Origin of the sequence: Bradyrhizobium sp. OK095 (assembly GCF_900109945.1) — a bacterium.
In the GTDB taxonomy this organism is placed as follows: domain Bacteria; phylum Pseudomonadota; class Alphaproteobacteria; order Rhizobiales; family Xanthobacteraceae; genus Bradyrhizobium.
In genome coordinates, this window is the sequence record NZ_FOBX01000001.1 from 701,475 (window position 1) to 727,989 (window position 26,515).

General features: G+C 63.1%; 27 protein-coding genes. 14 read left to right on the forward strand and 13 right to left on the reverse strand.

The window, feature by feature from the left end; all coding sequences use genetic code 11:
• The first annotated feature begins 326 nt into the window (after positions 1-326).
• Complete coding sequence (locus BMW89_RS03300; RefSeq protein WP_092022634.1) at positions 327-1,601, forward strand: allantoate amidohydrolase; 1,275 nt, start codon at positions 327-329, stop codon at positions 1,599-1,601.
• A gap of 96 nt (positions 1,602-1,697) precedes the next feature.
• Positions 1,698-3,062: a hypothetical protein gene (locus BMW89_RS03305; protein ID WP_092022636.1), complete on the forward strand. Its 1,365-nt coding sequence runs from the start codon at positions 1,698-1,700 to the stop codon at positions 3,060-3,062.
• Positions 3,063-3,070: 8 nt separating this feature from the next.
• Here BMW89_RS03305 and BMW89_RS03310 read toward each other — a convergent pair whose 3' ends face one another.
• Both BMW89_RS03310 and BMW89_RS03315 read right to left on the reverse strand, forming a co-directional pair.
• A complete protein-coding gene (locus BMW89_RS03310) occupies positions 3,071-4,390 on the reverse strand; it encodes a dicarboxylate/amino acid:cation symporter (RefSeq protein WP_092022638.1) in 1,320 nt (439 codons plus the stop codon).
• Positions 4,391-4,477: 87 nt separating this feature from the next.
• Positions 4,478-5,491, reverse strand: coding sequence for a formamidase (locus BMW89_RS03315; protein WP_092023370.1), 1,014 nt, complete (start codon positions 5,489-5,491; stop codon positions 4,478-4,480).
• A 221-nt stretch (positions 5,492-5,712) separates the two neighbouring features.
• On the opposite strand from BMW89_RS03315, the gene BMW89_RS03320 reads away from it, so the two are divergent.
• From BMW89_RS03320 to BMW89_RS03330, 3 genes are read left to right on the forward strand one after another with little or no spacing between them, the layout of a single operon-like run.
• The gene (locus BMW89_RS03320) at positions 5,713-6,375 is read left to right on the forward strand and encodes a TetR/AcrR family transcriptional regulator (protein ID WP_143062693.1); all 663 of its coding nucleotides are present in this window, start codon (positions 5,713-5,715) and stop codon (positions 6,373-6,375) included.
• A gap of 1 nt (position 6,376) precedes the next feature.
• Positions 6,377-8,254, forward strand: coding sequence for an adenine deaminase (locus BMW89_RS03325; protein WP_092022640.1), 1,878 nt, complete (start codon positions 6,377-6,379; stop codon positions 8,252-8,254).
• A gap of 9 nt (positions 8,255-8,263) precedes the next feature.
• Positions 8,264-9,655 carry an NCS2 family permease gene (locus BMW89_RS03330; RefSeq protein WP_092022642.1) on the forward strand — a complete coding sequence of 464 codons (1,392 nt, stop codon included), beginning with the start codon at positions 8,264-8,266 and terminating at the stop codon, positions 9,653-9,655.
• An 8-nt stretch (positions 9,656-9,663) separates the two neighbouring features.
• Here BMW89_RS03330 and BMW89_RS03335 read toward each other — a convergent pair whose 3' ends face one another.
• Positions 9,664-9,885: a hypothetical protein gene (locus BMW89_RS03335; RefSeq protein ID WP_092022644.1), complete on the reverse strand. Its 222-nt coding sequence runs from the start codon at positions 9,883-9,885 to the stop codon at positions 9,664-9,666.
• Between the two features lie 348 nt (positions 9,886-10,233).
• Between BMW89_RS03335 and BMW89_RS37730 the strand changes: the two genes are divergently transcribed.
• The gene (locus tag BMW89_RS37730; RefSeq protein ID WP_177195792.1) at positions 10,234-10,410 is read left to right on the forward strand and encodes a hypothetical protein; all 177 of its coding nucleotides are present in this window, start codon (positions 10,234-10,236) and stop codon (positions 10,408-10,410) included.
• A gap of 27 nt (positions 10,411-10,437) precedes the next feature.
• On the opposite strand, the gene BMW89_RS03340 is transcribed toward BMW89_RS37730, so the two are convergent.
• From BMW89_RS03340 to BMW89_RS03350, 3 genes are all read right to left on the reverse strand, one after another.
• The gene (locus BMW89_RS03340) at positions 10,438-11,811 is read right to left on the reverse strand and encodes a vWA domain-containing protein (protein ID WP_092022646.1); all 1,374 of its coding nucleotides are present in this window, start codon (positions 11,809-11,811) and stop codon (positions 10,438-10,440) included.
• 4 nt (positions 11,812-11,815) lie between these two features.
• Positions 11,816-12,763 (reverse strand): AAA family ATPase, encoded by a 948-nt coding sequence (locus BMW89_RS03345; RefSeq protein ID WP_177195793.1) that lies wholly within the window; start codon positions 12,761-12,763, stop codon positions 11,816-11,818.
• Positions 12,764-12,910: 147 nt separating this feature from the next.
• Positions 12,911-13,111 carry a hypothetical protein gene (locus BMW89_RS03350; protein ID WP_092022653.1) on the reverse strand — a complete coding sequence of 67 codons (201 nt, stop codon included), beginning with the start codon at positions 13,109-13,111 and terminating at the stop codon, positions 12,911-12,913.
• Between the two features lie 224 nt (positions 13,112-13,335).
• On the opposite strand from BMW89_RS03350, the gene BMW89_RS03355 reads away from it, so the two are divergent.
• The gene (locus BMW89_RS03355) at positions 13,336-14,310 is read left to right on the forward strand and encodes a quinone oxidoreductase family protein (RefSeq protein ID WP_092022655.1); all 975 of its coding nucleotides are present in this window, start codon (positions 13,336-13,338) and stop codon (positions 14,308-14,310) included.
• A gap of 38 nt (positions 14,311-14,348) precedes the next feature.
• Here the strand turns inward: BMW89_RS03355 and BMW89_RS03360 are convergent, their stop codons facing one another.
• Positions 14,349-14,630, reverse strand: coding sequence for a hypothetical protein (locus BMW89_RS03360; protein WP_092022657.1), 282 nt, complete (start codon positions 14,628-14,630; stop codon positions 14,349-14,351).
• Between the two features lie 98 nt (positions 14,631-14,728).
• Complete coding sequence (locus tag BMW89_RS03365; RefSeq protein WP_092022659.1) at positions 14,729-15,337, reverse strand: S24 family peptidase; 609 nt, start codon at positions 15,335-15,337, stop codon at positions 14,729-14,731.
• Between the two features lie 168 nt (positions 15,338-15,505).
• Here BMW89_RS03365 and BMW89_RS03370 point away from each other — a divergent pair, with 168 nt between their 5' ends.
• Complete coding sequence (locus tag BMW89_RS03370) at positions 15,506-16,039, forward strand: GcrA family cell cycle regulator (protein ID WP_092022661.1); 534 nt, start codon at positions 15,506-15,508, stop codon at positions 16,037-16,039.
• A gap of 46 nt (positions 16,040-16,085) precedes the next feature.
• Positions 16,086-16,655, forward strand: a complete 570-nt coding sequence (locus BMW89_RS03375) for a hypothetical protein (protein WP_092022663.1) — start codon at positions 16,086-16,088, stop codon at positions 16,653-16,655.
• A 45-nt stretch (positions 16,656-16,700) separates the two neighbouring features.
• On the opposite strand, the gene BMW89_RS03380 is transcribed toward BMW89_RS03375, so the two are convergent.
• On the reverse strand, positions 16,701-17,057 hold the full coding sequence (locus tag BMW89_RS03380) for a hypothetical protein (RefSeq protein ID WP_092023372.1): 357 nt from the start codon (positions 17,055-17,057) through the stop codon (positions 16,701-16,703).
• 197 nt (positions 17,058-17,254) lie between these two features.
• Between BMW89_RS03380 and BMW89_RS03385 the strand changes: the two genes are divergently transcribed.
• From BMW89_RS03385 to BMW89_RS03395, 3 genes are all read left to right on the forward strand, one after another.
• Positions 17,255-17,722: a hypothetical protein gene (locus tag BMW89_RS03385; protein ID WP_092022665.1), complete on the forward strand. Its 468-nt coding sequence runs from the start codon at positions 17,255-17,257 to the stop codon at positions 17,720-17,722.
• Between the two features lie 378 nt (positions 17,723-18,100).
• Complete coding sequence (locus BMW89_RS37735; protein ID WP_177195794.1) at positions 18,101-18,286, forward strand: hypothetical protein; 186 nt, start codon at positions 18,101-18,103, stop codon at positions 18,284-18,286.
• Between the two features lie 141 nt (positions 18,287-18,427).
• Complete coding sequence (locus tag BMW89_RS03395; protein WP_092022668.1) at positions 18,428-18,769, forward strand: phasin; 342 nt, start codon at positions 18,428-18,430, stop codon at positions 18,767-18,769.
• A gap of 190 nt (positions 18,770-18,959) precedes the next feature.
• On the opposite strand, the gene BMW89_RS03400 is transcribed toward BMW89_RS03395, so the two are convergent.
• The 4 genes from BMW89_RS03400 to BMW89_RS03410 form a co-directional block, all read right to left on the reverse strand.
• Positions 18,960-19,280, reverse strand: a complete 321-nt coding sequence (locus tag BMW89_RS03400; RefSeq protein WP_092022670.1) for a c-type cytochrome — start codon at positions 19,278-19,280, stop codon at positions 18,960-18,962.
• A gap of 37 nt (positions 19,281-19,317) precedes the next feature.
• Positions 19,318-19,479: a hypothetical protein gene (locus BMW89_RS37740; RefSeq protein ID WP_177195795.1), complete on the reverse strand. Its 162-nt coding sequence runs from the start codon at positions 19,477-19,479 to the stop codon at positions 19,318-19,320.
• 78 nt (positions 19,480-19,557) lie between these two features.
• Entirely contained in the window at positions 19,558-20,388 is an 831-nt protein-coding gene (locus BMW89_RS03405; RefSeq protein ID WP_092022672.1) for an alpha/beta fold hydrolase, read from the reverse strand.
• Between the two features lie 154 nt (positions 20,389-20,542).
• Positions 20,543-22,339: a ShlB/FhaC/HecB family hemolysin secretion/activation protein gene (locus BMW89_RS03410; protein WP_092022674.1), complete on the reverse strand. Its 1,797-nt coding sequence runs from the start codon at positions 22,337-22,339 to the stop codon at positions 20,543-20,545.
• A 129-nt stretch (positions 22,340-22,468) separates the two neighbouring features.
• On the opposite strand from BMW89_RS03410, the gene BMW89_RS03415 reads away from it, so the two are divergent.
• Positions 22,469-23,692, forward strand: a complete 1,224-nt coding sequence (locus BMW89_RS03415; RefSeq protein WP_092022676.1) for a FecR family protein — start codon at positions 22,469-22,471, stop codon at positions 23,690-23,692.
• A 61-nt stretch (positions 23,693-23,753) separates the two neighbouring features.
• Positions 23,754-26,498, forward strand: a complete 2,745-nt coding sequence (locus tag BMW89_RS03420; protein WP_177195796.1) for an EAL domain-containing protein — start codon at positions 23,754-23,756, stop codon at positions 26,496-26,498.
• Positions 26,499-26,515 lie beyond the last annotated feature (17 nt).

Below are 26,515 nucleotides of genomic sequence, written 5' to 3' on the forward strand. Positions count from 1 at the left end.
CTTCATGCCAGAGGTTATGAAACGTGCATTTACGTTCAAGCATCTGAAATATATATTATATTTCTCAGTCAAGATTCTTGATGAGGAAATTGGCAGATTAATTTATAGGCAGTATTTTCTGATTGTATGCAGCTGAGTTAAGCAGTCTTAACCGGCTCTGGCATGTGTACGACCGGCGCCGGACGGTCTGCCGGCAAGGCGCATTCATGCTAACCACGCGCTGGTTGGAATGGTGCCGTCGGCATGATTTTGCTGGCACCGAACTTGTATCGATTGCCGCCAGGGCCGCAGCCGCTGTGGTTCTAGAAGATGGAAAGCTCGCCGAGATGGGTGCTGGTAACGCCGTTCACGATGCATCGCTCGGCAAGGAGATCGTTCGGCGCATCAACGAGCTCGGTGCGATCTCGGAAGAACCCGAAAAGCTCACCCGCATCTACCTGAGCAAGGAGCTGCGGACCGCTGCCGAGCTCATCCTGGGCTGGATGCGCGAGGCCGGCATGAGCGCACATCTCGATGCGGTCGGCAATGTCTGCGGCCGCTACGAAGGCGAGCGGCCGGGGGCGCCCTGCCTGATGCTGGGCTCGCACTACGACACCGTGCGCGACGCCGGCAAATGGGACGGGCCGCTGGGTGTGATTACGGCCATCTCCTGCGTCGCCGATCTCAATCGCCGGGGCAAGCGCCTTCCCTTTGCCGTCGAAGTCGTCGGCTTTGCCGACGAGGAGGGCGTGCGTTTCGCGTCCACACTGCTCGGCAGCCGCGCGGTGGCCGGCACCTTCGACGAGAGCGTCCTGAACACGCGCGATCGTGACGGTGTGACGATGCGCGATGCGCTCGTCAAGTTTGGCCTCGACCCCGATCACATCGGCGCGGCCGCGCGGGCTCGGCGCGAGCTGCTCGCCTATCTCGAATTGCACATCGAGCAAGGACCGGTGCTGGAAGCGCAGAGCTTGCCCGTCGGCGTGGTCACCGCGATTGCCGGCGCGACGCGGCTTGCTGCGCGGCTGACCGGCATGGCCGGCCACGCCGGCACCGTGCCGATGGCGCTGCGGCGCGACGCGCTCACCGGCGCTGCCGAATGCATCGGCGCCATCGAGCAGTTTTGCCGCACCGACGAAAGCGGGCTGGTCGGCACCGTCGGCTACATCCAGGCGAGGCCCGGCGCGACCAACGTCATTCCCGGCGAGGTGTCGTTCACCATCGACATGCGCGCGCCGACCGACATGCATCGCAAGCGCGCGGTTGCCGATATCGTCCGTCAGATCGAGGCCATCGCAAAACGCCGGCAATTGGCGCTTCAGCTCGACGTTACCCACGAGAACCGCACCGCGCCTTGCGCACCCTGGCTGAAAGACCAGATTGCGCAGGCGATCGCGGGGGAGGGGGGCTCCGCGTTCGAGCTGCCGAGCGGGGCAGGGCATGACGGCATGGCCATGATCGACATCGCCGACGTCGGCATGATCTTCGTTCGCTGTCGCGGTGGCGTTAGTCACCATCCGGATGAGCATGTCGAGCTCGCCGATGCCGACGCCGGTGCACGGGTGCTGCTCAGGGTGGTCGAGAACTTCAGGCCGCGGGAGGATCGCGCCAACTCGAACTGACCGTCGGGAATCCGGACGTCATCGGGGCGAGACACGAATCAGCCATGCTTGGAGCGGTGACCGGCCATCGCCGGGATCACGAGACGCCAGGCGCATATGAGCAGTGATATTTCCTTGCCGTCACATCGCGGAAATCGGTTTTACCAAGGCGGCGCTGCGACCTTCGTCGCCAACGCGCTTCAGGCGGTCAATTTCCTCGGTGATCGTTTCCTGAGAAAATCGCATCATTCGTTATCAGCCATCGAGGACCTGTACCGGCACTCGATGGACAGCGCCTTTTCGGTAACTGAGGCTTTCCTCGTCACGGGCGCACCGCACGCCTCCGCCTATTACCCGCGCGATTTCGCCTGGTTCTATCCCGACGTTCTCGACCCCGAGACCATTATGGATTCGCAGGACGCGGTCCGGCGAGCCCGGCTGCTTGAAAAGAGCGTCCGTCTGTTGCTGGAGGCGGTTCGCGCTGACGTCGTCACGACGACCATCGTGCCTGCGGGACGCGGCCGGTATCTCGGCGTGAACTATTTTTCGCGGCCCTCGGATACGCTGCTCGGCATTCTTGCCGGTCTCCAGCAGATGACGAGTGCCGAAGAGAGAGCGTCGTCCCACCTGGCGATGTCACAATGCGCGCATGCTGGCCGGCTGTTACTGGCCGAGTATGGCGGCGACCTGAAGCGTGCGATCCTCAAGCTTGCAAGCGAGCTCGAGCCATACGATGGCGGCGCAATGCTGTGCGACGCCCGCGCGCCGCGTTCCGCGGCGACGGATACTCGTGCCGAGCGCAGGCGTTTCGTCACCAACGCCTGCGTCTACACAACGTTCGTGTGGGGCCTGCAGCTCGGAATCGTCGACGAGAACGAGCTGAAGCGGCTGCTCGGGCGCGACCTTGCGCAATACAAGAAGGAGCTGTTCCACGTGTTTGGCAAGGACGGCTATATCAGGCATTCGCTGGATGGCCCGGCGGGCTCGCCGGTGTCATCGGTCGCGCTGGATTTCGTCAGCGTGCATCGCGGCTTCTGGGACATGAACGATGCGAGCGAGCGCGCGCTGTTTGCGGCTACGACGGATCTGGTGATTGCCGAGCCGCGCTTCCGTATCCCCAGCACGTTCCACTTCCTGGTCTCCGCGGATAATCCGCGGAACAAGATGATCCACAAGATTGCGGCGCCTGCCTATCAGGGGCGCTCCTCCTGGCCGACATTCAACGTCGAGTTCGCGGATCGCATGCTGGACTTCGATGAAGCCTCGGGGAGCGATACCTATCGGACCTGCGCGCAGGGGATCTTGAAGGACATCCGGACCGCAACCGAGGTTCACGGCGGATACCAGGAGCTGATCTCGGAACAGGGTCTGAAATATCGCACCTGGGCCTATAAAGGTGCGGTGGCGCACTCCTGGTTTCCGCGCTTCCTGTCGGTCTGGAGGAGGGCGTATGGAACGCCGCTCCTCCAGTGGAATGATTGATCCGCGGGCTATCCAGCAGTCACGTCCACCAGTTCGCCGTCTTCGAGAACCTTGGCCGCCTTGGCGCGATCGAGGTCACCTTCCCAGGCGGCCACCACGACGGTGGCAACGCAATTGCCGATGAGGTTGCCGACGGCACGCGCCATGCCGATGAACCAGTCGACCGAGAGCACCAGGACGAGGCCGATCGCGGGAATGCTCGGCACTGCGTTGAGTGTTGCGGCCAGAATCACGATCGCGGAGCCCGGCACGCCGTGCGCGCCCTTGGAGGTGATCAGGGAGACGCCGAGCACCAGCAGCAGATCGCCGAAGGACAGCGGCGTGTTGGTCGCCTGTGCGATGAACACGACGGCGAGCGTGAGGTAGATCGAGAAGGCGTCGAGGTTGAAGGAATAGCCGGTCGGAATCACGAGGCCGACCACGGAATCCTTCACACCCATCCGCTCGAGCTTCTTCATGATCTGCGGCAACACCGCGTCAGAAGATGCGGTCGCCAGCACGATGGTCAGTTCCTCGCGCAGGTAGGCGAGGAATTTGAGGATGTTGATTCCGGCGAGCGCCATCACGCTGCCGAGGACGCCGAGCACGAAGATGCCGACCGAGACATAGAACAGCAGGACCAGCGAGACGAGTTGCTTCAGCGAGCCGACGCCGTATTTGCCGACGGTATAGGCGACCGCGCCGAGCACGCCAAGCGGCGCGACCCGGACGATTAGCCCCATGACACGGAACAGCACGGTTGAGGCGGCATCGATCATCGAGGTGACGAGCTTGCCCTTCTCGCCGCCGACCAATGCGAGACCGACGCCGAACAGGACGGCGAAGAACAGCACCTGGAGCACGTCGTTGCGCGATAGCGCATCAAACGACGTAGTCGGGATCACGTTGAGCAGGAAGGAGCCGATGCCCGCGCCCTGGAGCTTATGGGCGTTGTCGGCATAAGTGTTGAGGGCCTTGGCGTCGAGCGTCGAGGGATCGATGTTCATGCCGTGGCCGGGACCGAAGATGTAGGCGAGTATGAGCCCAACCACGAGCGCCACGGTCGTCATCACCTCGAAATAGAGCAGCGCTTTGGCGCCGACCCGGCCAACCTTCTTGAGGTCACCGGCGCCGGCGATGCCGTGCACGACGACGCAGAACACGATGGGGGCCACGATCATCGAGATCAGCTTCAGGAAGGCGTCGCTGAGGATCTTCAGGCTGACGGCGAAGTCCGGGACGGCCATGCCGAGGATGATGCCGAGCACGAGCGCGGCCAGGACCTGGACGAACAGCGATGTGTAAAGCGGCTTGCGCTCGGCGGCCGGGGCCGCGGCAATGGTCGACATGATAGCTCCCCCGTTTCTGACGACGTCTCAATCGTCAGGAAGGAGCAACAACCGTGCCAGATTGTCGCGTATCTAGCCGAAATTGGCCTATTCCGCCGCCTTCGCGGTCTTGCCGAACATCCGCGTCGGGGCCGGAAAGCCACAGGAGCTGCCGTCGGTGATCTTGACCTCGTCTTCCCAGGGCAGACGATAGGTGCCCGCGACCATGTCCTGCATGAACGTGTAGGGGCAGTCCATCGCGCCGCCCTTCACCGCGACATAGCCGCGGTGCCAGAGCTGGTAGATGTTGTTCTCGACGCCCCAATTGATGCGGGCTTCGCGCACGAGGTCCGGCCGGACCTCGGCCGTGATGATCTCGTCGGCGCGGCCGGTGGTGCCGTGCGCCAGCACGCTGCCGTCGAAATTGACGATCATGCCTTCGCCCATGGAATCGAATGAGCCGTCCGAGCCGCACATGCAGACATTCGCGGTGACCATCAGGTTCTGGAACGAATTGGCCTGGTTGGTGAAGCGCCAAGAATCGCGGATCGGCGCGGTGTAGCCGGCGGTGCGGATCATGATCTCGGCGCCCCTGTAGGCGCATTCCCGCGCCATCTCCGGGAACATGCCGTCGTGGCAGATGATCAGCGCGATCTTCGCCCCGTTCGGTCCCTCGATCACGGGAATGCCGACATCGCCCGGCTCCCACGGCTCGACCGGAATCCAGGGATGGAGTTTGCGGTAGTAGAGCTTGATCTCGCCGTTATCGTCGATGATCAGGCCCGAATTGTAGGGATTGCCATCCGGGTTGAACTCCATGATGGAGAAGCAGCCCCAGATCCTGTTGTCGGCACAGGCCTGCTTGAAGGCGGCGACCTCGGGCCCGTCGAGCCGGCACATGATCTCGGGATTGGTATCCATCGAGAGGCCGTGCAGCGCGTATTCGGGGAACACCACAAGGTCCATGGTGGAGAGATTGCGGCGGGCCTTGCCGACCATCCAGACGATACGCTCGGTCTGCCGGGCCAGATCGGCCTGCGTCACGACATTCGGCAGTTGCAGCTGCACGAGCCCGATGACAACGCCGTTGGGAGATTTGTTCAATCCGCCAAGCCCGTTCATGATCAGCTCCTTTGCCGTCCGCGCGGCGCCGTTGCGCGCAGTTGCCCGCAGAGCAAATCCGATTTTGACGGCGCGCAAAAGTCCATTTTTCAGGCGGCAGACGAAGTCGTGCGCGAGAGGACCGTGGAGCTGCCCTGAGGAGGCCGGCGCACATTGTTGCGGCGCGGCCTGCCTCAAGTCTCGGCTTGACCCTCCAATCCGCCCAATGTCAGACTTATGACATGAGTACAGCAAAGCGACATATCGCCAGCCTTCGTGACGAATATGCCGAGATGACGCGGCAGCGCATCGTTGCGGCCTTTGTCGAGACGCTGGAGGACGAGGCGGCTGACGACATCTCCATGGCCGCGATCGCCAAGCGTGCGAAGGTGGCCGAGCGAACCATCTATCGGCACTTCAAGACCCGTGCGGAGCTGTCTGCAGCGGCCGGCGAATGGATCGAGGACAACGTCTTCAGCTACATTCCCTTCACCTCGCCCGACGAGCTGCCCGATATCTTCCGCAAACTGTGCAAGCGGTTCGATCGTCATCCGCATCTGGCGCGCGCCATTGCAGTGACGCGGGCGGGCAGACGGATGCGCGCGGACTTCCGGCGACACCTGATCGGGCAGCATCACAAGGCGATGGCGCCGCTGGTGCGGCATCTCCCCGCGAAGGATGTGCGCCAGGCGGAGGCGCTCGCGTCCTATCTCAACAACGTGCTGGCCTGGAACGCAATGCGCGAGGACTTTGGCATGTCCAGCGCCGAGATCGCCGACGCGATCGAGTGGGCGCTCACCGCCCTTTTGAAGGATGTTCGCCAGCGCGATGCCGCAGCGGCGCGTAGCGGCAAGGCCAGCAAATCGCCGCGGAAGCGAACCGCGGCGCCGAAAGAGCCGGCGTAGAATGAGGCAGGCCATGAATGCGATCCCCGACGATCTCCTGATCACCGCGCCCGACGAGGTCCGCATTCGCCAGGACCTGGTACTGACGGCGCTCGGCCGCCGGCCGGCCGATCGCTCGTTGCGGGTCGGCAGGTTGCTCGACGTGCACAGCCGCACCTGGAGCGAGGATCAGGAGATCGTCTTTAGGGGACGGCGCATCGCCTGGATCGGGCCGGCTGGCAGCTATCCCGGCGAGGTGCGCGAGCGTGCGCACCGCCCGGATCTTGCCGCCGTGCCAGGCTTCGGCGAGGTGCACAAGCATATCGAAAGCTCGCATCTGACGCCGGAATGGGAGGCCGCGCTGGTGCTGCCGCATGGGAATACCTGGACCTGTGAGGCGAGCCACGAATTCTCCAACGTCAACGGTGCACGCAATCTCGAATTCTGGTTCGAGGCACGCCGTCGTGGCTCGCCGCTAAAAATCTTTCCGCAACCCGGTTCGGCCGTGCCGCCGACGGCCTACGAATGGGGCGGCGGCTGGTATGGCCACGATGAGCAGGCCCGCTTCATGAGCGAGAGCCTGATGGTCACCGGGCTCGACGAAGTCATGGACTGGCCGGCGGTGTGGAATCCCGACAATCCTTCCTACAAGCGGCTCTGGGGCATGATCGAGGCGACGTTCGCGGCGCGCGGGGTCGTCGAGGGCCATGCTTCCGGCTTGCGGGATCTGCCCTCCATCAACGCCTTTGCAGCAGCCGGGCTTGCGTCCGACCATGAAGTGCAGACGCCGGAGGAGACCTGGGACAAGCTCACGCGCGGCTTGTTCGTCGAGCTGCGCGTCTATGCCATGGACGAGATCGTCAAATGGCTGCTCGCGCGGGGTTTGCAGGACTGGTCGCAGATCGCGTTCACCACCGATGACCGCAGCGCCAGCCACACGCTCGAGCTCGGCGCCAGCGATCACAATGCGCGCGTCGCGATCGAGGCCGGCCTGGCGCCGGAAATCGCAATCCAGTGTCTCACGATCAATCCGGCGCGGCACATGCGCCTCACGCCGTTCGTCGGCAGCCTGGCTCCGGGGCGCTTCGGTGACGTCGTGCTGCTGTCCGATATTGCCAAGCTCACGATCGCCGAAGTGTGGGCCGATGGCGCCCAGGTTTCCGAGGGCAAGCGTTACGTCGGCCAGGTGCCCGAGATTCAGTGGCCGGACTGGGCAACGAAGACGGTCAACATCAAGCGTTCGATCAAGCCGCAAGATTTCGAGCTGCGGGCCGAGCCCGGCCGCACCACGATGAAAGCGGCGGTGATCCGTCCCTTCCATTGGCATCCCGAATTCTACACAATCGAACTGCCGGTGCGTGACGGTGCCGTGCAGCGCGACGAGAGTGAAGCCATCACCAAATTTGCTATTGTCGACCGCTTTTCCGGCGACGGGCGCGTCGCAAAGATGTTTTGGCGCGGCTGCGGACCGCGCACGCCGGAGACGGCGGTCGCCTGCTCGGTGGCGCACGACAAGCACAATATCTGGGTGGTCGGTTCGTCTGACGCGGCGATGGCAAAGGCTGTGAACGCGCTGATCGAGCTTCAGGGCGGATGGGCGCTGGTGCGCGAGGGCGAGCTCGTCGCCACCGTGCGCTTCGAAGTCGGCGGGCTGATGAGTTGTCGTTCGGCGCAAGAGCTCGATGCAGAAATGCAGGCGCTTTATGCAGAAGGCCGCAAGGTCGACTGGATGTACGAGCCGACGTTCCGGCCGCGCTGGTATCCGGGATTCCCGGAGCGGCTGATGTTTGCCACGCTGACCTGTGCGCCCTGGAGCTGGGTGCTGGTGGCGCCGTGCGAGCAGGCGCCGCTCGGTTTCATCAACGTGCAGACGGGCGAAGCGCACCCGGTGGTTTGGTAGGGGACTGGGATGAACGAGATGACGAAGCCGCAAGAAGCTTCCGCAGAACCGGCGCTGCGCGGAGCTACCGGGCTGCTCGATCGGACCTTTGGCCTCACCGAGCGTGGCACGAGCGTTGGCCGCGAGGTGATGGCCGGAGCCACTACGTTCGCTGCGATGGCCTATATCATCGCCGTGAACCCGGCCATCATGTCCAACGCCGGAATGGATCGTGCCGATCTCGTCAGCGCCACGGCACTCGCCGCGATCGTCGGCTCGGTGATGATGGGGCTGTGGGCCAATCTGCCGCTCGCCGTTGCGCCGGCGATGGGATCGAACGTCATCTTCACCTATGTCATCGTCAAGCAGATGGGCATGCCCTGGCAGGGCGCGCTCGCCATGGTCGCCTTCACTGGCGTGCTGTTCCTGATCCTCAGCCTGTCGAAGCTGCGTGAGAAAGTCGCAAAGGACGTGCCGGAAGCGCTGAAGATCGGCATCCAGGCGGCGGTTGGTACCCTCATCGTCTTCATCGCGTTACGCGGCGCCGGATTCGTCGTCCAGAACCCGTCGACCTACATCGCCATGGGATCCCTGCGCAGCCCGCCGGTGCTGCTGACGCTGTTCGGCCTCTTGCTCACGCCGGTGCTGGTGGTGCGCCGGGTACCGGCGGCGCTGATCCTGGCGATCGCATTGCTTACCGTGATCGGCTTCTTCGTTCCCGGCGCCAACGGCAAGATGGTGACGTCGGTGCCATCAGCGATCATGTCTTGGCCGCGTTGGCCGACCAGCACCTTCATGGCGCTCGATATCGGCTATCTCTTCAGCCATTTCGTCGTCGCGCTGCCGCTGCTGTTCTATTTCCTGTGTGCCGAATTCTTTTCGACGCTGGGCACGCTGATCGGAGTCACCGGCGCCGCCAATCTGCGCAAGCCCGACGGCTCGATCCCGAATGCCACGGCCGCATTTGCGACCGATGCGACGGCGTCCATCGTCGGCCCGCTGCTCGGCACGTCGGTGGTGACGGCCTATATCGAGTCGATCACCGGCGTGCAGGCTGGCGGCCGCACCGGCCTGACCTCGCTAACCGTTGCGGGGTTCTTCTTCCTCGCGCTGTTCTTCTGGCCGATCTTCGTCATTATCCCGGCGCAAGCGACCGCGCCTGCGCTGGTGCTCGTCGGCGTGCTGATGATGCAGGGCCTCGCCCGCATCGATATGACCGATCTCGGCAATGCGGTTCCGATCGTGCTGACACTATTGGTCACCGTGCTGACCAATAACCTCATCAACGGAATGGCCCTGGGAACGCTGAGCTACATCGCCCTGGAAGTGGCAGTCGGCCGGCGGGCACAGATTCCGGCGATGGTGTGGGGGTTAGGCGTCGTGTTCATCGCTTACGCGATCGTGATCGCGCAGATCTTTTGACGCGTGCGTCAGGCCGCGAGATCCAGCAATCGGCACGATCCGCGCACCAGCGCCTTGCGCCCGGCCGGTGTCATCACCGGCACGCCGTCATCGACCACGACAAGGCCGAGCTCGACCAGGCTTTCGACGACATAGGCCTTCGAGGGGCGACCGTTCGACACCGGCTTGCGAAGCGCCTTCAGCGCTTCCCACTGGTCGGGTGAAAGATCGAAGTCGAAATCGTTGCTCATGTTGCCTCAAGCGATAGTACCGTTCGTGCGCCCCTGTTAGCGGCGCTGCATGAAGACCATGCGACGACAATGAGTCGGGAATTCGGTGAAGTGTTTAGAACATCTCTTCACGAATTGCCGCACGTCGTTGCGCCACATGCGTTAAGATCGTTTGCGCACGAATATCGTCCCGATCTCCGATCACTAATTAATGATCTGCGTTTGATTGTGTGGAGCTACCGCATTGCACGGGAAGCATCGCTGTCCCATCCTGCGTCGCAATATGCACAGAAATCGTGAGACGAGGGGTTCGGGATTCTGTTACGCTGATTCGCAGGGGAATGGCTTCACGCGGCAGGAGTGGAGTGCATGAACAGGCTGGTGGAAATTCGAAGTCAGGAATCTCTTTGCCGCGAACGCGCCGCGATGGATTCCGAACGCCGCGTGTTCTGGCTTGCGCAAGCCCAGGAATGGGAGCAGCGCGCGCTTGATGAAATTGCCTATCACTTCCGGGAGTGCAATGTCGTTCAGGCGGCGCTTGCGTGAAGCTGACGCCTGACGACGTATTGAGACCTACTGATAAGTCGCCACGATGTCGGACACGGCGCGCTCGAGCTGCTGTGCGGTGGCACATTGGCGCACGACGCTGCAAAAGGTCGCGTAGCGCGGCATCTCGGAATCGCCAAAGCCCCAGGCAAGCCGTCCCTCGGGATTAAGCCAGACCAGCCGCTTCGAGCGCTCCGAGATACGGCGCAGGATGTCGGCGCGCGGATCGAGATTGTTGCTGCGCGCATCGCCGAGCACGATCACCGTAGTTTGCGGCGTCAGCGTGCTCATGAAGTCCTTCTCGAAGTCGACCAATGACGAGCCGTAGTCGGACGAGCCGAAGCCGACCTTGGACATGATCTCGGCCATCGCCTCTTCGGGCGACTTCTTCTCCAGGATCTCGCTGACCTCGATCGTATGTGAGGAGAATGCGAAGGAGCGGACGTCGTCGACCACCTCGTGCAGCGAGTGGATCAGAAGCAGGAAGAAGTCGGAGACTTGCGCGACCGAGCCGGAGACGTCGCAGATCGCCACGATCTTCGGCCGGTCACGATGCTTGCGCTTCCAGGCGGTGAGGAAGGGGATGCCGCCCCAGGCGGCGTTGCGGCGGAGCGTGCGGCGGACGTCGAGATGACCGCGGCGCTGGCGCTTGCGTGGCTTTGAATAGCGCTCGCGCAGGCGCTGTGCGATCCGGCGGATAAGGGCGCGCATCTCCGCGACATGGCGCCGCTCGATGCGGGCAAGCGGCGCGTTGCGCAGGATTTCGTTGCGGAGGTTCTCGGTTTCCTCGCGGGCGTAGAGCGCAAGGCCTTGCGCGACCGTGTCGCGCACCGCTTCGCGCAACGCGTCGAGTGCGGTACGGAGACGCTCGGCGAGTGCGGGATTGGTCGCGGTCAGCTCGTCGAGCTCGTCGCGCAGGCGCTGCAGGCCCATCGCGTCGAGGATGCGGCTGGAGAAGATGCCGCGCTGGGTGGAATAGCGGATGTCGGAGAGCGAGGCTGCACCGGAGGCGCTTGCAATGGCGGCTGCGAGCGCATTGCGATCCTGAGACAGCAGCATCTGCGCCAGCGGGCCTAATCCTTCGGAGGGGTGACCTTCGCCCCCTTCGCTTGCCGCCTCGGAGGAAGGCGACGGATCTGCCTCCTGTGAAGCGTCGTCGTCGGTCCCGGGCTGGTCCTGCCGCGGCTCCGGTTGGCTGAAGAACAGGTCAAAGCAGTCGCCGAGCGCGAGCTTCTCGTCCTGGGACTTGGCGAGCGTTAGCAGAAGCGCATCGCGCAGAACGGTTCGGTCGGAAAATCCGACCTGCGAGACCGCGCGCATCGCATCAATGCTTTCGGCGGGCGAGACGTGCACGCCGGCACCGCGCGCCGCCCGAAAGAAACGATGTAGGTTCTCGCGCATCGGGTCAACCGAAGACGTTGGACCGGGCCGCCTTGGCAATGAAGGTCGTGACTTGCGGCGTCGCGGCCTCGATGTCGGCTTCATACTTCAGGAGCACGTTGAGCGTGTCCTTGACGATCTCGGTATCGAGCTCAGAAACCTGGAGCAGCACCAGCACGCGGGCCCAGTCGATGGTCTCGCTCACCGAGGGCAGCTTCTTCAGATCCAGCGAGCGGATTTCGTGGATGAAGCCGACCATCTGCCGGCGCAGCGTCTGCGAGATACCGGGGACGCGGCTCTCGACGATCCGTTCCTCAAGCCGCTGCTCGGGGAAGCCGATATGCAGATGCAGGCAGCGCCGCTTCAGGGCGTCGCCGAGATCGCGTTCGCTGTTGGAGGTGAGGATCACGGTCGGCGGCGTGATCGCCGAGACGGTGCCGAGTTCGGGGATCGTGACCTGGAAGTCGGAGAGGATCTCCAGTAGCAGCGATTCAAATTCGGCATCCGACTTGTCGATCTCGTCGATCAGCAGCACGCAGCCGCCCGGCTGCTCCAGCGCCTGGAGCAGGGGACGCGGCTCGACGAACTCCTTGGAAAAGAATACGTCGCCGAAATCATGCAGCTGCGCGAGCGCGTCGTGCAGCGTCTTCGCACCGCCGAGCACTTCGCCGAGCTTGTCCTTGAGGATCTGCGTATAGAGCAGCTGCTTGGCGTATTTCCACTCGTAGAGCGCCTTGGCCTCGTCGAGGCCTTCATAGCATTGCAGGCGGATCATCTTCTTGCCGCGCCAGGCGGCAATCGCCTTGGCAAGCTCGGTCTTGCCGACGCCCGCAGGGCCCTCGACCAAGATCGGCTTCTCGATCTGTTGTGACAAATAGACGGCCGTCGCGATCTGCCGGCTCGCGATGTAGCCCTGCGCGGCGAGGCCGCTCTCCACTGCCTCGATCGCTGTCGAGGGCTTCTGTTCAGCCACGAATTGGCGCTCCCAAAGGTCTTGCTTGAGGCTTGTTCTGCCTGCGTTCCCGGCAAAGAACAAGCCTCGTTTGGGAGACATCTGACCCGCGTAAGGGGCGTTTTTTCCGTTCAACGCAAATAGTTGAGCGGTTCGCCGATCGCGCGATCAGTTCCGCAGCAATTCGGGTTTCCGGATTGTCTGCCGGACCTCGGCGCCGCAGTCGGCGCATTCATAGACGAAGTCGATCTTGGCAAGGCTCCAATGCGGCTCGACCTCGCGCACATACATTGGCAGGAACCCCATGCATGTCGGGCAAATCACAGGCGCGATTTCGATATCCTGATGATGCTGTACATAAGCTGGCATCTCGGCTCTCCTTCGCAGGCGACCACCAAACCCCGTAGACAGGCTACTGCCGGTCGTCGCCATGCCGTCATCAACTCTTTTGAACAGAGGTGGAACGGCGGGCGTTTGTCGTTCGCTGTGACATTCTTGTTACGACTTCTATACTGTAACGGGCGGACCAAATGCCTATTTCACCAGGCGATCCGGTTCTCGGACCTTCATTGCAACGATAAGGGAGCAACCCCATGACGCATGCTATTCGCTTTCACAAGACCGGCGGTCCGGAAGTCCTGGTCTGGGAGGAGGTCAGTGTCGGCAAGCCCGGACCGGGCGAAGCGCGCATCCGCCACACCGCGGTCGGTCTCAACTTCGTCGACATCTACAATCGCTCCGGTGTGTATCCCGCGCCATTGCCGAGCGGTCTTGGCAGCGAGGCGGCTGGTGTCGTCGAAGAAGTCGGGGCCGGCGTCACCGATCTGAAACCCGGTGATCGCGTCGCCTATGGTGCTTCGCCGCTCGGCGCCTATTCCGAGGCGCGGCTGATCCCCGCCGACCGGCTGCTGAAGTTGCCTGACGGTGTCGACGACAAGACCGCGGCGGCGATGATGCTGAAGGGGCTGACGACGCAATATCTGATCCGGCAGACCTATCGCGTGAAGGCCGGCGACACGATCCTGCTCCATGCGGCGGCCGGCGGCGTCGGCCTGATCCTGAGCCAGTGGGCCAAGCATCTTGGCGCGACCGTGATCGGCACTGTCAGCAGCGACGAAAAAGCAAAACTCGCCAAGGCGCATGGCTGCGATCATGTCATCATCTACACGCGCGAGGATTTCGCAAAGCGCGTGGACGAGATCACCGGCGGCAAGAAAGTGCCGGTAGTCTATGACTCCGTCGGCAAGGACACGTTCCTGAAGTCGCTGGACTGCCTCGCGCCGCTTGGTGTCGCCGCGCTGTTCGGTGCGTCCTCCGGCGCTGTCGAGCCGCTCAATCTCGGTCTGCTCGCGCAGAAGGGCTCGCTCTACGTCACCCGTCCGACGCTGTTCACCTACGCCGCCAAGCGCGAGAGCCTGGTCGCAATGGCGAACGAGCTGTTCGACGTCGTCAAGTCCGGCGCGGTCAAGATCGAGGTGCACCAGACCTATCCGCTGAAGGACGCCGCCAAGGCGCACGCCGATCTCGCCGCGCGCAAGACCACGGGGTCGACCGTTCTCACGGTGTAATCTCCGAACGACGGTGACGCAGGCTGCTTCAGCCTGCGTCAGGTCCTCTCGCTCTCGTGCTTGCGCAGGTCGCGGGCGTGATCCATGCGGATCGCCTGGAGGTCAACGTCTTCGGGCGGAACCTGGGGGAGGGCGGCCTCAGTCAGGATGGCCTGGGTCACGTCCTCGACCGAATTCTCGGCGATTTCGTGGATGAACGAGATGTTCTGATATTCGCCCGAGGTGACGCGGGAGATGACCTCGCGCCTTGTGATCTCGGGGTCGACGATCGCCTCGCGACCGCGCCGCCCGTAGTCGATCATCACGACGAAATACTGCATGAAACGATCCTGCCGCGCCCCGTGACCGGGGGTGCGGCAGAGTATTTCCGAAAAACAGAATTAAGTCAAGGGCGATTTCTAAAAATAAGAAATTCGTCCTATTTGCCCTTCTTGCGGGGCCGTGCCGACTTGGCGCGCAGCCGCTCGAGCTGACCCTTGGGCATGGACAGGCAGATCTCGCCGACCCATTCGAGCTTCACGCCGACGATCGACTTGGCGTTGAAGCTGGTGAGATTGACGACCGAGGGGGACTTGCCCCGCTCGATGGTCTTCAAATAGCGCTCGCCGGTCTTGAGCCGGACCACCGCCTCTTCGCCGTAGAAGCTCGACAGCGGATGGCGCTGGTCCTTGTAGACCACGATCACGTCGCCGCTTTCGTATTTGGGCAGCATCGAATCGCCGACGATCTCGAATGCGACGGTCTCTTCCATGATCGGGAAGGGGAGCGCGATATCGCCGAGGCCTTCCGGCGGAACCTGTTCATAATCCGGCTCGATCACCGCGCCGGCGCCGACACGCCCCATGATCGGCGCGAGATTGAGTTCAAGGTATTGCATGATCGGAATAATTTCAGATGCCTTCACCAGGCGCTCGCCACCGAGTATCTCCGAGACCGCGCCGGGCCGCACGCCCATGGCAGCCGCGAGGCCGCCCTTGCTCTTGCCCGTTTTCTCCAGGCCCCGCTCGATCATTGCCGCGTCCATCATGGTGATTCCCTCGATTATCCCATCGTCTCGCCTCTTGTAATCCGAAATTCGGAATTGATGCAATTATGAATATCAGAATTATTGCTTGACATAAACTTCGGAATACCGGAATGTGCGCCTCGCCTCCCCGATCGTGCGACCGGAGGAGCCGCATCACAGGACAGCATCATGGAACCGGGCCATTGGCCGTCGGAGCACTCCGACGCGCTTTGCGACTATTTTCTCAAGGGCGTGTCTTACGCGGAGATCGGGCGGGAGATTAACGCAAGGTTTGGAACGGCTTACACGCGCAGCGCCGTGGTTGGCCGGGCCAAGCGACTTGGGCTCATTCCGCCGGCACGGATGGCGAGCCCGTCGATCGTGCCGTCCTTGCCGGGTGACGTATGCCCGCCGTCGCCGCGCCGATTGGCGTTACCGTACCTAAACGTACCGCCGCAGTCCGCGATGAAGCCTGTCGCGCGGGTGAAACTGCGCTGCGTCGGCGTCCAGCCGCGCCTGATCCCGCTGGATCAACTCGATCGCGAAGACTGCCGCTATCCCTATGGTGGTGAGAAGGATGGGGAGGAGATCACTTTCTGCGGCCATCCGTGCCAGCCGGGCTCCAGCTATTGCACACCGCATGCCGGCCTGACGCGCCGGTCTGGAGCTGCGTCCGCCCGTGTCGCAAGTCCTGTCGTGCTGAGGCTCATTTCCGCCGCCTGAAAGTGCGGCCACCCGTTCAATCGATAATTTTGCGAGGAGTATCCGCATGGGACGTGTCCGGCGCAACAAATCCTATAAATTGACGAATATCCACGACCGGCGGTCGCGCGAGGTGCCGTTCAATGCCGAGGTGGCGGAGGTCGAGATCGACAATCCGCTGGGGCTCGATCCCGGTGAGAAGATCGTGGCCATCCGGTCGGTCCGCGGCGATCCGCTCGGCCGGCTGCACGCGCATCACCAGATCGACGAGGCGCAATATCGCGGCGGGCGCGCCTTCCAGAACGATTGGGAGCGGGCGGAGCGGGGGCTCCAGGCGGTAGATACGACACGCGAATATGTCGATGGCACTGGCACGCGCGAGCCTGTCACCGAGAGCCAGCGACAGGCGGTGCTGCGGTTGAACCGGATCGAGCGCGAGCTCGGTACTGACGGCTCGGCGCTGGTGTACGACGTGCTGGTGCTGGGTTTGACCATGGATCAGATCGGGGAGCGACGGGCCGTCCGTACGCAGCGCTGGAACGACTATTTCGCGCGGCGTTTTCGCGAATGCCTGGACCGGCTGGCGCTGATCTACGGCTTGGCGACGGAAACGAAACGTGCAACCCAGCGCAGATGATTGCGGCGCGCCTGCGGTTTAGCTGCAAGCGCGCCCGGCGGCTCCTTACGGATGCGGCACGATCTGATAGGGCGTCGCATAGGGCTCGACGCGGAGTGAGGCGTTGGCCAAGAGCCCGATCCTGGCGGTCGGCGCCTGCTGCAATTCGCCGCTGGGGCCGCGATGCACGTTGTATTGCCAGACGGCGAGATCGCCCTTCTGCGCCAGCGCGTGTGCAACTGCGCTCGCGTCATTGCCGCCGAGTGCCTGAAGCTCTTCCGCCGACAATCCGACGACGATTTCGTCCTTGATGGTGACGATCTTGAACAGGTTCATTTTGATCTCCTGCGCCCATGCGCCTTGTATCGAGAAGGTAAGAAGCGCGACCGCGGCGCCCTTGATGAGATCGCAGCGAGAAAGCATGTCGTCGTCCTTTGGTGCTGACGCGCGCCCGAATCGGTTTGAGTCCATCAGCCATGGCGCCCGTGATCTGCGTGGCCGGTTCGCAACCGCTTGGTCGTCCGATCTTGAACGTGGGTTCATGCGCGGAAATGTAGCGGGAGCGGTGAACCTTGATGCGAAGAGGCGAGTCCAAGCCGAGAGCGCGAGGGATATGTCAGATGAAATTCGCCGCCACTTTTGTTTGCCTTCTGGTGTCGGTCGGCGCCGCAGGCACCGCTGCGGCCGCCGATCCCTTCTACATCGGCAGCTGGACAGTCACGGCCGCCGTGGTCGCGCCATGGGCCGATCTGCAACGCAAGCCTGACGGCACCGAGCGGGCACGGCTGATGGGCAAGGCAGTCGTCCTGAAGGCCAGGGAGATCTCGGGACCACGGCCCTTTGCCTGCGCCAAGCCGCAGTACAAGGTGACGGATTATGGCCCCGACATGATCTTCCAGGGCGCATTCGATGAGATGCAACATGCCGACAAGAAGGTCGATCCCAAGGCGCTTGCCGTCTCGCTCGGTTTCGCCGTCGGTACGATCAAGACCCTGGAGACCGGTTGCGAGATCGACTTTCATTTCGTCGACGATACAACCGCCGAGATCGGACTCAACAATTACGTGTATACGCTGAAGAAGCGCTAGGCGGTGCCCGCCTATGTCCATTCATGTTGGAAACAGGGCGAAACGCTGCGCCGGTTGACAGCGATAGCGGCAGTGTGCGTGATGGATGCTGCTTGTTGACGCAGGCGGGTGACGGCGGTCCATATTCCTGTTATCCGGAATTGCCGTGCTGCGATGCAGACGAAGCATCGCTCAGCCGGTGGTTGGGCTTGCCGGAGGGGTTGTTTCTTGGCATAATTACAACCTGTCTGGTCCGTTTGGATATGTAGTCCAGCGTGCTCCCCGGCCGGGCCCTCCGGCCAAGAGTTTGTCCCGGCCATGGCGTCCGGTTGTGGCGTTTGGCTTTCGAGTGGGACCCCATGTCTAATCAGGAAGGCCGATGCTTGTCATAGGTGCGAGATGAAGAACCTCAATTTCGCGGCTGAACTGCAACTTAAGCTTGGCGCACCTGCGAGCGGCACTATCGAGAGCCTGCGCCTGCTCCGCGCTTTTTTGAAGCTCGCGCCTCGACAGCGTTTTGAAGTTATCAAGCTCGTCGAAGACCTCGCCAGCGAAGAAGCCCTTCCCGAACACCCCCTGTCCTGAGCCGGGCCGCGCGCCTCAGGCCTTTGTCCTCCGTTTTCCTGCCCAAGCCGGACTGCCGGGGACCTTTGCCCCCGGGGCTAGCCGCTGGAATGCGGCCCGGCAAGTGTGGTATTCAGCTAAGAAAAAGGGAGGAGTGCGACCATGATCGAACCGAAGCTCGAAGTTCCGGCCGAACTGCGCGACCTGGCCGAGAAGACAATCGACCAGGCCGAAAAGGCATTTGGCATGTTTTTCGACGCGGCCACCAAATCGATGACCTCGGTCCCCGGAACGGGCACCGAGGTGTCGAAGCAGGCGCTCGCTTTCACCGAGCAGAACATGAAGTCGGCGTTCGAGCACGCACGCAAGCTCGTTCATGCGACCGACCTTCAGGAAGCGATGCGAATCCAGTCCGACTTCCTGCGCAGCCAGTTCACCAGCGCCGGGGACCATATGCGTCAGATGACCGGCAGTCTGATGCAGCCCGGCAAGGGAAAGTCCTGATTTCCGACGTGTATACACCGTGCCCACAAATTGATCTTGCGCGGCGCGGTGATCCGCACTTCGATGTTGATGCAGGTCCATGATGGGCCACCGAATGGTCCTCATTCGCCGTCCATCATCCTTTCTGCTGATCCCTGTCGGTCCTCCGGCAGGGATTTGCAGTTTGTGGGTGTCGCGAGTGGCCGGCGCCCTACGGACGTAGCGATCCGATATAGGCGGCGATGTCGCCGGCTTCGGTCCGGCTCAGGGGAAAGTTCGGCATCTTCGGATGCGGGTCGAGCAGGAAGAAAGCGAGCCTCTCCGAACTAAAGTCCGGCCGGCGCGCAACCGATGCAAAGGAGGGGACGTCGGCGCTCGCCTGGGCCTGGCCGCTCGCGACGACGTGGCAGCTTGCACACCATCGCTTGGCGAGGTCGCCGCCGTGACTGGCATCGGCGGCGAGAGCGGACGACGTGCCGCAGCTCGAGGCCACGGCAAGCAGCAGGCAAATTCGTCTCAAATGCCGGTGCATCGGGCAATCCTCATGCGTTCGCTTGCGGCCACCATGTTCATCCGCAGCACGATCCCGGAAACTGGGAGAGATCGATCCGGGCGATGATCGACCGCAGCAGCCTTCGAGCGGAGCGATAGACATGCCGCGCGAATGCCGGCGTCTTTGCCGCGGGCAGCCCAAGACGTTTCATGTCAAGGCTTTCGGTGTAGCGCGACACGTGCCTCTCCTGGATGGTGAGACCTTCCTAGCCTGGTCGGCCGGGAGCTGCCTTGATCTGTCGCAAAGCTTTTCCCGGCTAGTAATCGCCGGGATTCATGATCATCGGGCTTTTCGTGTCGGCCGGCGCGAGCGCGCTGCTGGCGCTGTCACGCAGGAAGCGGTCGAGCGTCTCCTGGATCTTCTCCTTCACGGAGTCGGGGCCGCGGTCGCTCATTTCGGTGTGCTGCGCACCGGTGTGGACGATGTCGATGCCGCGCGCCTTGGCTTCTTCCGCCGTCGGCAGCACGCCAGGGTCGGTGACGAAATGCGGGTCCTTCGAGCGGAACGAGAGGATCTTCATGTTGTCGCTGAGGACGAACGGCACCCGCAGATTGTCGAGGGTGATCACTTTCGAGACCAGCTCCGGGTGCTGATGGGCGACGTACATCGACACGTCTCCGCCGTTGGAATGCCCAACGAGCGTGATGTGGTCATAGTCGACGTTCTCCTGCCGCCTCTTCAGTTCGCCCAGCGCGAAGAGGATGTTGGCCTCGCAGCGGATATAGACTTCGCGTCGGCCGACATATTGCTGGCCGACATGGGTCATCAGCGGCGGATCGCTCGGCAGGTCCTGCTGGATGCTGGCAACGAGATAGCCGCGCGCCGCGAGCGCGTTGGCGAGGAAGGAATATTCGGTGGCCTTGACGGTGTTGCCGTTGCTGATGATGGCAAGTGGCAGCTTCCAGAGACCGAGATTGGCTTTGGTTTCGTAGTCGCGCCGCACCGCGATCTCGACCGTGATCGGCCGCTGGCGCGAGGCATCGAACAGGGTCAAAATCTCATGGCGGATCGCGAACCGGCTGACGACGAAATATTCGCCGACGCCGAGAACGCAAAGAAACGCCAAAACTGCAAACACCTTCTTCATAGTTCCGTCCCAAATCACTTTCAGCTGAACATGGTTATTCGGAACTCCCGGATCGAGCGATCGTGAGCAGGCTACGGGATTAAATTTAAGCAAGTCTGTGACAAACGCCGCAAAAGGGCCGCATCAAGGCGAACGGCAGCCGAAAGCTGGGCGGCTAGAGGCAGCCACCTCTGCCGCGCTCGGGGCAGAGCCGGAACGCGCTCGACAGCGTAAACAGGAAGCGCGCGCTGCGGCGCTCGTTGTCCGGCGCCCGGTAGCTTAAGGGGACGGCTACGCTAAGGTCGGCCTGAATATCGTCCCACAGGAAGAACCGCGCGCCGGCTCCCGCCGATGTCAACGCCAGGCCATCGCTCAGGCGGTAACCGTCGTTCCAGACTGCGCCGGCGTCGCCGAAGGCGTAGAGCTGATAGCCGGTCCAGTAGCGGAAATTGAGCTTCTGGTCGAAACGCACTTCAAGCGAGGCGGCAAGACCATTGTCGCCGCTGATCTCGGCTGCGCCATAGCCCCGGCCGAACGCCGCGCCGCCGAGATAGAATTGCTGCGAGGTGAACAGCGGTCGTGATGCCGTCTGGCTCGCCGCCGAGAGCTTGAGCGACCAGGCATCGTTGAGCGTCTGGTAGCGTGTGAACCAGAGATTCAGCACCGAGAAGTTCGACGCGGCGCCGTCGCGCGACAACAGATCGTCGTCGAAATGCGAAGCGCCGAAGACGTCGAGCCCCTGGCGGTAGGTCAGCGTCGCGAAATTGGTGCCACCGAAGCGATCCTGGAGCCGGTAGTCGGCGGTGAGGCTCGCGGTCCTGATATGGTCGTTGTACCAGGGGCCGTAAAGATCGTGCTCGGACACGTTGCTGAAGGTGCCTGCCACGGTGAGCGTTAGCCCCGACGATTGCGACATGAAGGGCACGGTGCTTGCCCGCACCTCGAAAGCTTCCGTCGTGGTGATGTCGCTGTCGAGGCGGCGGGCGTCGCCCGGCCGCACCGCGCTGTACAGGACGGACGCGCCGAGGCGCACGCCGTCGACGCCGACGGGCGCGTCATAGGACAGGCGCGCAAAGCCAAGCTCACGCGGATCGTTGGCAATGGTCGATAGGTTCACCGCCAGCGTGTCGCCGGGGGTGAGGTAGGAGTTGAATGCGCCCGTCGCATAGGTCTGCCACGGGCCGACCGAGGACGAGCCGAGATTGTCCAGACCGAACGACGTGAAGACGTGCCAAGTCTTCAGATAGACAGTGAGGCGGAAGCGGCCGGTCGCGCCGCCGATCTCTTCAAGCGCGGTATCGGTGATCCGGACGCCCGGCCTGCCGTTGATCAGGAAGAGCTGGCGTTCGAGGGTTGCCAGGCGCGAGGGCTGCTCGGCCAGAACCGGCCCAAGCATCGGCCTGATGCCGAACTGCTCGGCGCCGTCGCCTTTCAGCTCGGCCTGCACGATAGCGCCTTCGATCACCCGGACCCGGACGCGGCCGTCGGCGATGTCCTGCGGCGGCACGACCGCCCGGCTCAGATGGAATCCGGCTTCGCGGTAAAGATCGCTGATTGCGCCGGCGATCGCGGCGAGGTCGGCCTGCGAGACCTTCTTGCCGAGATAGGGTTGATAGACCGAAGCGATGCGATCGCCCGGGATGGCGTGGGCGCCGCTGACATTGACGCCGCGCAGCACGAATTGCGGCTTGGTGTCACCACCGGTGTTGGGCTGGCCGACCGAGGGCAGCTTGACCGGGGGGCGGCTCAGCGATTCCTGTTCGGTTTGGTTTTCAAAGTATTTCTCGGGCTGCCGAGGATCGAAGCCTGGCTGGTTCGCCTGCTGCGCGAACGCCTGCGAAACTCCCGTGAAAATCGGCGCGACCAGCAGCAGCGCGGTAAGGAGATGCCGCTTCCCAACGCGCGCAACGAGCCGCTCCCCGTAGTTTGACGGAGAAGTGCCCGTGAGCCGGTAAGAATTCGTTAGCCGCATGATTTTTCATAGTTTTTTATGGTCAATGATTGGTTAATGCGGTCGCTCGACTTGCCGCTTCCGGCTAATTCTCTCTTGAGTGATTTCGGATACCCCTCAGGCTCGCTGTAACGCGGACTGAGGATCGTCATGCTGGGCAGAATTGGAATGCGGTGCGCCTTCGTGGCCGCGCTGATCCTGGGAACGGCCTCCGGCGCATCCGCTGCGGATGACGGCGTCTGGTGTGTCAGCAAGTCCTCGGGCGAGGTCTGGCTGGCGGCGGACGGCGCGCAGCAGGTCTCGTTGAGCCAGGAAGGGACGCTGAAGCCCGGCGATACCATCCGCACCGGCCGCAATGGACGCGTGCTGCTCGTCCGCGGCGAGGAAACGATCCTGATCTCTCCGAACTCGGTGGTCGGCTTGCCGGCCGAGAAGAAGGAGGGACTCTCGACCACCATCATCCAGCAGGCGGGCTCGATCCTGCTCGAGGTCGAGAAGCGCAACGTCAAGCATTTCGAGGTCGAGACGCCGTATCTCGCCGCCGTGGTCAAGGGAACGCAGTTCAGTGTGACCGTAGGTGCGGGCAGCACCAAGGTCGGTGTGGTCCGCGGCCAGGTCGAGGTCTCCGACTTCAAGACCGGGCAAATCGCGCAGGTCATGCCGGGACAATCGGCAACTGCTTTCGAGCACGGCAAGCCCGGCCTCAGCCTGAGCGGCGCCGGCACCTTCAATCCGATCGAGCATGGCAAACCGCGCGCCTCGACGATCGAGCGCGTTCCCGTGCCGAAATCGGGCCTCTCCGCACCGCGCAACGCGGCGAATGGCCATGCGATCCATGCGCTCGGTCCGATCGACAAGGGGACCAAGGCGACAGGTACGTCGATGCAGTCGCATCAGGCGGCGGGAATTCACGCCCCCAAGGCCGGAATCGTGCGCATCGCGAGTTCGCTCGGTGAGGTGAAGCTGAACGTCCACAAGGCCACGAATGGTCTCGCTCACGGTGCGGCCGCCCCGGGCCGGGTCCGTAACGCTGCGAACACCGGTACCGCCACAGCTACGGTGTGGAGCGACAGTTCGACGAGCACCACTCCCACAGCCGCAAACAGCTCCACCGTGACAGCGGTCATCGCGGGCAGCAGTGCGTCCACCGCTAGTGCCGCGTCGGCGTCGTCCAGCACCCCGACGACGGTTGCGAGCACCCCTGGTTCGACCAGCAACGTGCCCGGCGGAACCTCGGGGAGCGGAAGCAGCGGGACCGGTGCGACTGGCAACGGAAGCAGCGGCACCGGCAACAATGGCAATAGCGGAAGCGGGAACGGCCACGACGGAAACGGCAATAATGGTCACCACTACGGTTGGTACAAGCATCACTAGAACCGCGCCGTCGGGATAGGGGAGCACCGGGCGGCAAGCGTCGTCAGTGCAGGGGAGCAAGGTGAAACGATATCGACCGCATATTCTTGTCGTGATCGCACTGGCGGTCGTGCTGTCCACGGGATGGCACGGGGCGCTTCGCAATGCGCTCACCGACCTGCGGTTCGGCTGGCAATCGCGAGCGGCCAGCGGCAATGTCGTCGTGGTCGCCATCGATGCGCCCTCGATCGATCAGATCGGGGTGTGGCCCTGGCCGCGCCGGCTCCACGCGGAGCTGTTGCACAGGCTCGAGGCCGCGGGCGCGCAGGATGTCGCCTTCGACGTGGATTTCAGCACGCCGTCGGATCCGGCTTCCGACGAGGCTTTACTCACGGCGCTTCGCGAGGTCGGCGGTTCGACAATTCTGCCGTCCTTCAAGCAGCCGGCGCCGAATGGTGGCGCGGCTCACGTCAATCGTCCTTTGAAGCCGTTCAGCAACCAGTCCTGGCCAGCCGTCGTCAACGTCGCGATCGAATCCGATGGGCTCGTTCGCCGGTATCCGATCGGCGAGAAGCTCGGTGATGCCGTAATGCCATCAATGGCCGTTGTGCTGGCCGGGCAGGACGCCAATCGGCGTCCGCCGTTCCTGATCGATTTCGGCATTCGTGCGAGCTCCATTCCAAGTGTTTCCTATTTTGACGTGCTGCGTGGCGATGCCGCGACCCTGGACAAGCTGAGAGACAAGAAGGTCATCGTCGGCGCCACGGCGCTCGAGCTCGGTGACCGATTCAGCGTTCCGAACGGCAAGATCGTCTCGGGGCCCGTCCTGCAGGCACTGGCGGCGGAATCGATCCTCCAGAACCGGATGCTGCACTGGACGTCCGATGTCGGCATGATCGTTGGTCTGGGCCTGATCTACCTGCTGATGATGTACTCATGGCGCCGCGTTGCACCGGGCGTACGCGTAGCAGTCCTGGTCGCAGCGGGGGCCGGTGTCGAGGTGGCCGCAGCGCTTGTTCAGGCAAGATGGCCCCTCATCATCGATACGTCGCTATTTCATATCGCGATCATCGCCTATCTGACAGCGATCGCGCTCGACGAGATCGACTTCCGCAGCCTTCTTGGGCGCATCGCCGAGAGCCGTTTTCATCGCATCGCGATGTCACTTGGCGATGGCCTGGTCTGCACCGACGAGGATCACCGGATCACGGTGTGGAATCCCGGTGCCAGCGCGATCTTCGGCTATATGCCAACTGAGATGATCGGACGTCCGTTCGAAACCCTCTGCGCCGTGTCGGCGGACGGCCGCGCAAAGGCGTTTGCCATGCGCGATGCCGCGCGCCAGGCGCTGCTGGTGCCCGGCGGGGCCGTTGTCGTCGAGTTCGAGGGGCGTCGCAAGAACGGCGAGACATTTCCTGTCGAAGCGAGCTTCTCGGGCTGGCAGGGAACGGAGGGCTTCCAGTACGGAGCGATCCTGCGCGACATCTCGGTTCGCAAGCGCGAGGCCGAACGCGTCAGATATCTCGCCGAACACGACGCGCTGACGGGGCTTGCAAACCGCAACATGTTGCATGCCGGCCTCACAAGTCTGATCGCCGAGGCGGAGCGGCGGTCTTCCGATGTCGCATTGCTCGTGCTCGGGCTCGACGGCTTCCAGCAGATCAACGACATGCTTGGACATTCGGCGGGCGACCTCGTGTTGCGGGCCGTCGCCGAGCGTCTCCGCACCGAGGTCAATGGCAAGGCGGTCGTCGCCCGGCTCAGCGGCGACGAATTCGCCATCGCGCTCGACTGCGCGGAGGCCGGCGAGCCGATTGTGGAGTTCGCCGAACGGATAGCACGCGCGTTCGAGGCGCCGCTTGCAACGGGCGCACGACAGCACCGCGTTAGAGTGAGCCTCGGCGTCGCCGCCTATCCCGATGGTGGACACAACGCCGACGACCTCCTGAGCAACGGCCATCTCGCATTGAGCCGCGCGAAGGCGACGCGACGCGGTAGCCACGTGATCTTCGAGAGCGGGATCAGGCAGGAATTGGAGAACCGGCTGACGCTGGAGAGCGAACTGGCGCTTGCCGCGGATCGCGGCGAGTTCGAGCTGTTCTACCAGCCCCAGGTCCGCCTGGTCGACGGCAGCCTGGTCGGGGCCGAAGCGCTGATCCGTTGGCGGCATCCCGTGCGCGGCTACGTCTCGCCCGGAGAGTTCATGCAGGTGCTCAATACGTCAGCCCTGTCCGAGCGGATCGCGAACTGGGTGATGGAGACTGCCTGCCTGCAGGCGCGTGCCTGGGAATTGACCGGCAACGGCGTGCGCGTTGCGATCAACCTCTCACCTTCGCAGCTCCACTCCGGCGATCTCGCGCATTCGGTTGCGGCCCTGCTCGAGGCGACGGGGCTCACGCCGTCGCTGCTCGAGCTCGAGGTCACCGAAGACATCCTGCTCCACGACGAAAGCCGCGTGCTCGACATGTTCAAGCGGATCCAGCAGCTCGGTGTCCGCGTCCTGTTCGACGATTTTGGCACCGGCTATGCGAGCCTGAGCTATCTGAAGAAGTTTCCGCTCGACGGGCTCAAGATCGACCGCTCGTTCGTGCTCGATCTGCTCGCCGATTCCGACGACGCGGCGATCGTCGGCTCGACCATCGGTCTCAGCAAGCAGCTCGGGCTGACCGTCGTGGCCGAGGGTATCGAGAACCGGGCCACGGCCGATTTCCTCGTCAGCATGGGATGCGAGGAAGGGCAGGGGTATTTCTTCGGACGTCCGATGCCTGTCGAAGCGTTTGAGAAGCAATTTTTGGCGGCTGAACTCGAAGCTGTCAGCGCTGCCTGAACGGACACACTTCGCTT

What these genes read in the sequence shown, in the direction of transcription:
- BMW89_RS03300 (WP_092022634.1), top strand. Translation starts at nt 327, where the DNA reads ATGGGTGCTGGTAACGCCGTTCACGATGCATCGCTCGGCAAGGAGATC.
- BMW89_RS03305 (WP_092022636.1), top strand. Translation starts at nt 1,698, where the DNA reads ATGAGCAGTGATATTTCCTTGCCGTCACATCGCGGAAATCGGTTTTAC.
- BMW89_RS03310 (WP_092022638.1), bottom strand. Translation starts at nt 4,390, where the DNA reads ATGTCGACCATTGCCGCGGCCCCGGCCGCCGAGCGCAAGCCGCTTTAC.
- BMW89_RS03315 (WP_092023370.1), bottom strand. Translation starts at nt 5,491, where the DNA reads ATGAACGGGCTTGGCGGATTGAACAAATCTCCCAACGGCGTTGTCATC.
- BMW89_RS03320 (WP_143062693.1), top strand. Translation starts at nt 5,713, where the DNA reads ATGAGTACAGCAAAGCGACATATCGCCAGCCTTCGTGACGAATATGCC.
- BMW89_RS03325 (WP_092022640.1), top strand. Translation starts at nt 6,377, where the DNA reads ATGAGGCAGGCCATGAATGCGATCCCCGACGATCTCCTGATCACCGCG.
- BMW89_RS03330 (WP_092022642.1), top strand. Translation starts at nt 8,264, where the DNA reads ATGAACGAGATGACGAAGCCGCAAGAAGCTTCCGCAGAACCGGCGCTG.
- BMW89_RS03335 (WP_092022644.1), bottom strand. Translation starts at nt 9,885, where the DNA reads ATGAGCAACGATTTCGACTTCGATCTTTCACCCGACCAGTGGGAAGCG.
- BMW89_RS37730 (WP_177195792.1), top strand. Translation starts at nt 10,234, where the DNA reads ATGAACAGGCTGGTGGAAATTCGAAGTCAGGAATCTCTTTGCCGCGAA.
- BMW89_RS03340 (WP_092022646.1), bottom strand. Translation starts at nt 11,811, where the DNA reads ATGCGCGAGAACCTACATCGTTTCTTTCGGGCGGCGCGCGGTGCCGGC.
- BMW89_RS03350 (WP_092022653.1), bottom strand. Translation starts at nt 13,111, where the DNA reads ATGCCAGCTTATGTACAGCATCATCAGGATATCGAAATCGCGCCTGTG.
- BMW89_RS03355 (WP_092022655.1), top strand. Translation starts at nt 13,336, where the DNA reads ATGACGCATGCTATTCGCTTTCACAAGACCGGCGGTCCGGAAGTCCTG.
- BMW89_RS03360 (WP_092022657.1), bottom strand. Translation starts at nt 14,630, where the DNA reads ATGCAGTATTTCGTCGTGATGATCGACTACGGGCGGCGCGGTCGCGAG.
- BMW89_RS03365 (WP_092022659.1), bottom strand. Translation starts at nt 15,337, where the DNA reads ATGATGGACGCGGCAATGATCGAGCGGGGCCTGGAGAAAACGGGCAAG.
- BMW89_RS03370 (WP_092022661.1), top strand. Translation starts at nt 15,506, where the DNA reads ATGGAACCGGGCCATTGGCCGTCGGAGCACTCCGACGCGCTTTGCGAC.
- BMW89_RS03375 (WP_092022663.1), top strand. Translation starts at nt 16,086, where the DNA reads ATGGGACGTGTCCGGCGCAACAAATCCTATAAATTGACGAATATCCAC.
- BMW89_RS03380 (WP_092023372.1), bottom strand. Translation starts at nt 17,057, where the DNA reads ATGCTTTCTCGCTGCGATCTCATCAAGGGCGCCGCGGTCGCGCTTCTT.
- BMW89_RS03385 (WP_092022665.1), top strand. Translation starts at nt 17,255, where the DNA reads ATGAAATTCGCCGCCACTTTTGTTTGCCTTCTGGTGTCGGTCGGCGCC.
- BMW89_RS37735 (WP_177195794.1), top strand. Translation starts at nt 18,101, where the DNA reads ATGAAGAACCTCAATTTCGCGGCTGAACTGCAACTTAAGCTTGGCGCA.
- BMW89_RS03395 (WP_092022668.1), top strand. Translation starts at nt 18,428, where the DNA reads ATGATCGAACCGAAGCTCGAAGTTCCGGCCGAACTGCGCGACCTGGCC.
- BMW89_RS03400 (WP_092022670.1), bottom strand. Translation starts at nt 19,280, where the DNA reads ATGCACCGGCATTTGAGACGAATTTGCCTGCTGCTTGCCGTGGCCTCG.
- BMW89_RS03405 (WP_092022672.1), bottom strand. Translation starts at nt 20,388, where the DNA reads ATGAAGAAGGTGTTTGCAGTTTTGGCGTTTCTTTGCGTTCTCGGCGTC.
- BMW89_RS03410 (WP_092022674.1), bottom strand. Translation starts at nt 22,339, where the DNA reads ATGCGGCTAACGAATTCTTACCGGCTCACGGGCACTTCTCCGTCAAAC.
- BMW89_RS03415 (WP_092022676.1), top strand. Translation starts at nt 22,469, where the DNA reads ATGCTGGGCAGAATTGGAATGCGGTGCGCCTTCGTGGCCGCGCTGATC.